The sequence below is a fragment of the Longimicrobiaceae bacterium genome (assembly GCA_035696245.1).
GTDB lineage: Bacteria > Gemmatimonadota > Gemmatimonadetes > Longimicrobiales > Longimicrobiaceae > DASRQW01.
Genome location: DASRQW010000124.1, coordinates 1 through 3,861, shown reverse-complemented (window position 1 = coordinate 3,861; position 3,861 = coordinate 1). Strand labels below are relative to the sequence as shown.

The following is a 3,861-nucleotide window of genomic DNA, read 5'->3' as shown; positions in this document are numbered from 1 at the left end:
CGCGGCCCTGCCGCATCCCCATCGTCCTCGCCGCCGCGGGGCTCACGCTCTGCGCCGGCCCGCTCCGCGCCCAAGCCCCCCGCGCCGACTCGCTGTCGCTGCTGGACGCCGTGCGCATCGCCCTGGGCTCCAGCCCCAACGTGGAGCTGGCGCGCCGCGACGTGAGCGCCAGCGAAGGCGGCGTGCTGGTGGCCTCCAGCGCCTTCCACCCGCAGCTCGCCACGTCGCTGGGCAGCACGCGCGCCATGGACGTGGCCGGCGACAGCGCGGCCGCGGCCAACATCCTCACCCGCACCACGGTATACAGCGCTAAGGTGCAGCAGCGCACGCGCTGGGGCGTGGCCGTCACGCCCGAGATCAGCGCCGAGCGCCTGGACGGGTCGAAGTACGGCGCGGGCGCCGCGAACAGCGCCACCGCGGGCGTCAACTTCCTCGTCCCCCTCATGCGAGGTCGCGGACGCATCGCCGGAGCCGACGAGCGCGCAGCGCAAAGCTCGTATCGCGCCAGCGTACACGGGCTTCAGCACACCACGGCGCAGGTGGCGCTCGACGCGGTGGAGGCGTACTGGAACTACGTGGCCGCCACCCGCCAGCTCGCGGTCCTCACCGAGTCCGAGCAGCGCGCCCGCCGCCTGGTGGAGGAGACGCGCATCCTCGTCAATGCCGAGGAGCGCCCGCCGGCGGACCTCAACCAGCTTCAGGCCAACCTCGCCTACAAGTCCGCCACGCGTATCGAGGGCGAGCAGTCGCTGGTGGAGGCGCAGCACCGCCTGGGCATCGCGCTGGGCCTGCCGCTGGACCGCATCGTCGCCCTGCCGCCCCCCGCGACCGACTTCCCGTCGGCACGTGGGACGGAGATGCGCATCGACCCCGTGCCGCTGGTGGTCGCCGCTCTGGCGAACCGCGGTGACCTGGCCGCGGCGGCGGAGCAGCGCACGGCCGCGCAGCAGCAGCTCGCGGGCGCCCGCGACGCGCTGCACTCGCGGTTCGATCTCTCGGTGGACGTGGGCTACACGGGCGCGCAGCGCGGCGACGCCGTGGGCCGCCTCTTCACCCCGTTCTACGGCAACCTCGCCGGGTGGACCGCCGCCGTGCAGGTCGGCTACGCGCCCGGCGCGCTGGACGGCGCCGCGCGCGGCGTGGCGCAGCAGACCCGCGCCGCGTACGAGCAGCGCGAGGTGAACGCGGCCGAGCTGCGCCGCCAGGTCAGCTCCGCCGTGGTCGTCGCCACGCAGGCGCTGGCGCACAGCCGCGCGGAGCTGGAGATGTCAGACCAGGCGGCCGGCCTGTACCGCACCGCGCTGGAGAGCGAGAAGCAGAAGTTCGGCCTGGGGATGTCCACCCTCTTCGACGTGCTCCAGGCCGAGGACGGGCTCACCAACGCGCTCGTGCAGCAGATCAACGCCCGCTTCCGCTACGCCCAGGCCGTCGCCCAGCTTCGCTTCGAAACCGGCACGCTGGTGGACTTCGCCGGCGCCGAGCCCACGGCCGGGCTGGCCGCGCTGACCACGGTGCCCACGGCCGCGGCGGCCGCGCACCAGTAAGAGCCGCCGCCCGCCGGGCGCGCTCCTCCCTTCCACATCCGCAGGACCCCAGATGCAGAGCACCGTCTTCCGCAAGGTCTCGCTGGACCGCCTCTCCTCGCCCGAGCAGCTGGATCAGCTCGTACAGGTCACCACGCCGCGCGGCTGGGTGGCGCTGGCCGCGCTGTCTCTGCTCATCGTCACCGGCGTGGTGTGGGGCGTGGTGGGCAGCGTGCCCGAGAAGGTGGGCGGCGACGGCATCCTGGTGAAGTCCGGCGGCGTGTTCGAGGTGGTGCCGTTGGGCAGCGGGCGCGTGGCCGACGTGGCGGTGCGGGTGGGCGAGGTGGTGAACGAGGGGCAGGTGGTGGCCCGCATCGCCCAGCCGGACCTGATGGCCGCCGTCTCCGGCGCGCGCGCCAGCCTGGAGGACCTGCGCGTGCAGCACCGGCAGCTGGTGGAGTTCGGCAGCCGCGAGGTGCAGATGCAGTCGCAGTACCTGGCCCAGCAGCGCGTGAACCTCACCCAGGCCATCCACGCCGGCGAGGAGGACCTGGGCTGGCTGCGCGAGAAGATCGCCAACCAGGACCGGCTGGTCACGCAGGGCCTCATCACCCGGCAGACGCTGCTCACCACCAAACAACAGTACGACGCCGCCGACAAGGACGTGCGCGCCAACCGCAACCAGCTGCAGCAGAACCTGGTGGACCAGACCACTCTGCGCGAGAAGAAGCAGCAGGAGGTGCTGGCGAGCCAGCTCAAGATCAACGAGGCGGAGATGGGGCTGCGGCGGCAGGAGGAGGAGCTTCGCCGCTCTTCCGAGGTCGTCTCGCCCTACACCGGCCGCGTGCTGGAGGTGATGACCGAGCAGGGCCACGTCATCAACCGCGGCGAGCCGGTGCTGCGGATGGACCTCGCGGGGAAGACGGTGAAGAGCCTGGAGGCCGTCATCTACGTCCCCTCCACGCAGGGCAAGAAGATCCGGCCGGGGATGCGCATCCAGATCTCCCCGTCCACCGTGCGGCAGGAGGAGTACGGCTACGTCCTGGGCACCGTGACGTACGTCTCCGACTTCCCCGCCACGGCGCAGGGCATGTCGCGCATCCTCAAGAACGACGCGCTGGTGACCGCGCTGGCCGGCGGCGGCGCCCCGTACGAGGTGCACGCCGACCTCATCCCCGACCCCGACACGCACAGCCGTTACCGCTGGTCTTCCCCCGGCGGCCCGCCAACGGAGATCCAGAGCGGCACGCTGTGCAAGGCGTTCATCACCCTGGTGGAACGCCGCCCCATCGAGATGGTGCTGCCCATCCTCCGCAGCTCGGCGGGCGTGTGACGATGCGAACGGGAGATGCGGTGCGTCCGGCGCCGCCGTTCGAGCGCCGGCGCGAGGGCATCGACAGCCGGAAGACCACGCCCATGCCTTCCGCGGAGAGCATGTATCGAGTCGGGACGATCCGTCGAACGAACTCGGCCCTGGCCGGATGCGGCGTGAGCGGGAGGAACGCGTGAGCGCGGCCGCGGCACCGTCCACTCCGCCGACACCGTCCACGCCGCCCCCGGCATCGCCCCCTCCGCCGGCGAGCCCGCCGCCTTCGACGCGGCGGCGGTTGCGGCTGCCTTTCCTGCGCGTGCTCCCCCGCGTGGGCACGGCGGGCCAGGGGCGGAAGCGCGCCCCCACGATCCTCCAGATGGAGGCGGTGGAGTGCGGCGCGGCATCGCTGGCGATGATCCTGGCGCACCACGGCCGCGTGGTGCCGCTGGAGGAGCTGCGCCTGGCCTGCGGCATCTCGCGCGACGGCAGCAAGGCGAGCAACATCGTCAAGGCGGCGCGCAGCTACGGCCTGGTCGCCAAGGGCTACAAGAAGGAGCCGCAGCAGCTCAAGGAGCTGCCGGCTCCCATGATCGTCCACTGGAACTTCAACCACTTCGTGGTGCTGGAGGGCTTCGGGAAGGGCCTCGCCTACCTGAACGATCCCGGCACCGGCCCGCGCACCGTCACCGAAGCCGAGTTCGACGAGGCGTTCACCGGCGTCGCCCTCGTCTTCGAGCGCGGCGACACCTTCGTGCGCGGCGGCGCGGCGCCCAGCCTGGCCGCCGCGCTCTCCAGCCGCCTGCGCGGCTCGCGGCTGGCGCTGCTCTTCGTGGTGCTCGCCGGCCTCGCCCTCGTGGTCCCCGGCCTGGTGGTCCCGGTCTTCTCGCGCGTGTTCGTGGACGACGTGCTGGTGGGCGAGCTGTCCGCCTGGGTCAAGCCGCTCCTCGCGCTGATGGGGGTGACCGCGCTGGCCGCCGCCGGGCTCACGTGGCTCCAGCAGCGCTACCTGCTGCGGCTGGAAACCAA

Annotated in this window: 3 protein-coding genes; all 3 read left to right on the top strand. The window is 72.6% G+C overall.

Annotation, left to right across the window (positions count from 1 at the left end; translation table 11 throughout):
* On the top strand, nt 1-1,544 hold a 1,544-nt coding region (locus VFE05_05625), incomplete at its 5' end, for a TolC family protein (protein HET6229541.1).
* A gap of 52 nt (nt 1,545-1,596) precedes the next feature.
* Nucleotides 1,597-2,856: an NHLP bacteriocin system secretion protein gene (locus tag VFE05_05620; GenBank protein HET6229540.1), complete on the top strand. Its 1,260-nt coding sequence runs from the start codon at nt 1,597-1,599 to the stop codon at nt 2,854-2,856.
* A 274-nt stretch (nt 2,857-3,130) separates the two neighbouring features.
* Nucleotides 3,131-3,861 (top strand): cysteine peptidase family C39 domain-containing protein (locus tag VFE05_05615; protein ID HET6229539.1); only part of this gene is annotated, 731 nt, incomplete at its 3' end.

Excerpts from the sequence above, each read along its gene's own strand:
- VFE05_05620 (HET6229540.1), top strand. The coding sequence starts at position 1,597 with ATGCAGAGCACCGTCTTCCGCAAGGTCTCGCTGGACCGCCTCTCCTCG.